At 60.2% G+C, this 3,376-nt stretch carries 3 protein-coding genes; all 3 read right to left on the bottom strand.

Going from position 1 to position 3,376, the window contains the following annotated elements:
- Nucleotides 1-122: 122 nt before the first annotated feature.
- The 3 genes from B7G66_RS12385 to B7G66_RS12375 are packed head-to-tail and all read right to left on the bottom strand — an operon-like array spanning nucleotide 123 to nucleotide 3,036.
- Entirely contained in the window at nucleotides 123-893 is a 771-nt protein-coding gene (locus B7G66_RS12385) for an ABC transporter ATP-binding protein (RefSeq protein ID WP_003617904.1), read from the bottom strand.
- The gene (locus B7G66_RS12380) at nucleotides 890-1,909 is read right to left on the bottom strand and encodes a FecCD family ABC transporter permease (protein WP_371861385.1); all 1,020 of its coding nucleotides are present in this window, start codon (nucleotides 1,907-1,909) and stop codon (nucleotides 890-892) included. Before B7G66_RS12380 ends, B7G66_RS12385 begins: the two co-directional genes overlap by 4 nt.
- Before the next feature lie 2 nt (nucleotides 1,910-1,911).
- On the bottom strand, nucleotides 1,912-3,036 hold the full coding sequence (locus B7G66_RS12375; RefSeq protein WP_239016138.1) for an ABC transporter substrate-binding protein: 1,125 nt from the start codon (nucleotides 3,034-3,036) through the stop codon (nucleotides 1,912-1,914).
- Between the last annotated feature and the right edge of the window lie 340 nt (nucleotides 3,037-3,376).

Genomic DNA, 3,376 nt, shown 5'->3' with positions numbered 1-3,376 from the left:
GCGGCGTCTTCTGAAGCTTTTTAGAAAAAGCTTCACCAAAAAACTTTATAATTTCAGTATGTTATAGATCCTGACTTTGCAAACAGCCTGCCAAGGCAACGTCCTGCAAGTCTTTTGTACGGTCATGATATTTCTTCTGGTGATGCTGCCCCTGTGCATTCGTCATCAGGTCCGCGCGCATACAGCCGTGCGATCCCCTGCGCATCCAGCACCTGTGCGGCCGGGCCATCACGCATCACCCGCCCGCACCGCAACAGGAGTGCATGGTCAAACGCAACAGCGGCCCGCACGGGGTCATGTGTTGTCGCAACAATTGCATATCCATCATCCGCCAGTTCGCGCAGCAATGCATACAGCCGCTGCTGCTGCCCATAATCAAGGCCGGTTTCTGGTTCATCCAACACCAGTATCCGCCCCCCCTGCGCCAGCGCGCGCGCGATCAGCACGGCCTGGCGTTCGCCGCCTGACAGGTCGGTATAGGACCGTGCCGCCAGGTGGCTGATCGACAGCCGCACCAGCGCATCCGCCACGATTGCCGCGTCCTCTGCCCCGACCTTCCGCGCAAAGGGTGTATAGGACACCCGCCCCAGCGCCACCACGTCACGTACGGTATAGGGAAACAGCGATATATGCCCCTGCGGGACATAGGCGATCCGGTGCGCGACCTCGCGCCGGTGCCATTGCGACAGGTCGCGCCCATCCAGCAGGACCTGCCCCGCATCCGGCCGCAACACCCCCAGCAGCACACGCAGCAACGTGCTTTTCCCCGCCCCGTTAGGCCCCAGAATCCCGGTCATCCGCCCCGCCATGATCGACAGTGATACGTCATCCAGCACACATCGCCCATTACGGCGCAGCCCGACACGACGCACATCCAGCACCGTCCCCTTCATAACCGCCACCCCCGCCGCAACAGGCGCAGCACGGAAATGAACACCACGACGCCAAGAAGGTCCGTCAGCAGCCCGACGGGGATTTCCTCGGCCGACAGACATCGTGCAAGGTCATCACATACCAGCAGGAAAATCGCGCCCAGCCAGGCGCTCAGCGGAATGACACGCGCATTGCACGGCCCCGCCAGCAGGCGCGCCACGTGTGGGATGATCAGCCCGATCCAGCCAATCATTCCCACCGCCGACACCGTCAGCGCCGAAAGCCCTGTTGCAATACCGATCGTGCCATAACGCAATGCCGTAACAGGCACGCCAAGGGTACGCGCCTCTTCATCGCCCATTGCCAATGCATCAAGCATCCGCCCACAGGCCGACAGAACCACAATCCCCAGCAAGACCGGGACCGCCATGACCGCCAGCCGCAGCACATCAACCTGCGTCAGGCTGCCCAGCAGCCAGAACACGATGTCGGGCAACTGCTGCTGCGGGTCGGCAACATATTTCAGCATGGACATCAGCGCGGTGAACAGGGCGGAACTGATCAACCCGCCAAATACCAGCATCAGCAGGGAGGCCGCATCGAACATGCGCGCGACCCCCACCCCGAACGATACGGCAAGGATACCGCCCGCAAACGACAGCGCCTGTACGCCCGTCGTGCCCATGCCATTGACAATCCCCAGCGCGGCGCCAAACCCCGCCCCCGCCAGCACGCCCAGCAGGCCGGGGGAAACCAGCGGGTTACGGAATACCGCCTGATATGTCGCGCCAGAGGCCGACAAAGCAGCCCCCACGCACACCGCCGCCCCGATCCGCGGCAGGCGCGCGCCCATCAGGATCGCATGCACCATGTCATATTGCGCCTGCGGCAATGCCTGCCCGCCCATGGCCGTCACCACAAAACGTGCGATCACACCCGGCGCAATCGCGTAACGCCCAAGGCAGGCAGAAACAAGGAGGCATAGCACAAGTCCGCCGAACACCAGCCATCCGGCAGAACGCCCCATCATACGCAGGATCAACGGGGGGAGCCCCCCCCGCCCTTCGTCGCCCCGGCAGGGGGCAGCCCCGCCAGTATCCGCCGCGCCTGCGTGACATCAAGGTCGTAATGAAAGAAGGTGCGATAGAACGCACAGGTCCGTTCCACCATGTCGGTGGCCGGGAACAGGTCAGGATGCAGCACCTGCGCCGCCCATGCGACCTGCAACGGGAATTCGCTGCCGTACCGGTCCCACGGGAACACGCCCGCCGGGTTATGGATCACATGTCCCGTGCGCACGGCGGTGATATTGCGCCACACGCCGCCATCGGCCATCGGGTCAAAGGTCCCGGCATCAGGGCCAAGGATGATGACATCAGGATTCCATGCGGCCAACTGCTCGACCGAAATGGGCTTCATATTGCCATCCACCCCGTCCGCCGCATTTCGCGCCCCCGCGATCGACAGCCATTCGTCAATGATCGTATGCGCCCCGTCCACACGCAGCGGATGCAGGGACTGGATATGCACCACGCGCGGCCGTGCATCCGGGGCCAATGCGTCGGTGCGCGCGCGGGTATCGTGGATCACCCCGTCAAGCAATGTTTCATAGGCGCGCGTTACCTCCTGCGCCTGCCGTGTGCCGATCACCTGTGCTGTCATCTCCAGCGAGCGACGCAGGCTTGCGGCATCGGTGAACCCGGCCACCAGCACCGGAATCCCCACCGCACGCAGGGCCGCCGCCGTGGCCGAGCCGTTGGGGACAAAGGCGACATCCACCCCGGCCTTCAGCAGGCTTTCGGCGTTGACCGCCGGGCCATTGACCCCGATGGCATGATAGAGTGCAGGCGCGACAAGGAACATCCACGGCCGGGTATCGGGCCGGTCCACCGTAACCGCAATCCTGTCCGCCGCGCCGAGCATGATGGTCAGTTCGTTATGCGCAAACCAAAGATCCGCGATATGTCCGGGCCGCGCAGGCACCTGCTGCACCTGCCCCGTCATGTCGGCCACACCATGGGTGATGCCATCCCCTGCCGCATGCCCGATGGGCGCCATAACGAAAGATGCCGACAGCATCATCGCGCCGATCACACCCATGCCCCATGTCCGTGGATACCGCATGCCCGCCCCCTGTAACCTGATGATCCCGATATATCCCATCGGATACATCCCCGGCCAGAGGCGATCGCTCCACATGGCACAAGACCGCGAACACAGACGTAAAATGGGCATTCCAAGGCAATTTGGTTAGTATAGAAATTATTATAAATACAAAATGAACAGATTTCTGAAAAAATAAAAGATAATTGTGCAGATTTTTCAAAATTATTAAAAGAAAAACACCCCTTAATATCGCATTATTTTCTTAATTAGTTATATTTTTAAGGGTTTTTAAGATATATATACTGCAAAAAATTATGATATTCCGTTTAAAAACAAAACATTGATAAAAATTAGAAAAGTTTTTGGGTGTCGCCTTTTTTCAAAAAGGCGACGTCTT

Origin of the sequence: Novacetimonas hansenii JCM 7643, assembly GCF_000964405.1 — a bacterium.
Lineage (GTDB): Bacteria > Pseudomonadota > Alphaproteobacteria > Acetobacterales > Acetobacteraceae > Novacetimonas > Novacetimonas hansenii.
Note: the sequence above shows the minus strand (reverse complement) of the source record. Positions and strands in the feature narration are given on the sequence as shown.

What these genes read in the sequence shown, in the direction of transcription:
- B7G66_RS12385 (WP_003617904.1), bottom strand. Translation starts at nt 893, where the DNA reads ATGAAGGGGACGGTGCTGGATGTGCGTCGTGTCGGGCTGCGCCGTAAT.
- B7G66_RS12375 (WP_239016138.1), bottom strand. Translation starts at nt 3,036, where the DNA reads ATGGGATATATCGGGATCATCAGGTTACAGGGGGCGGGCATGCGGTAT.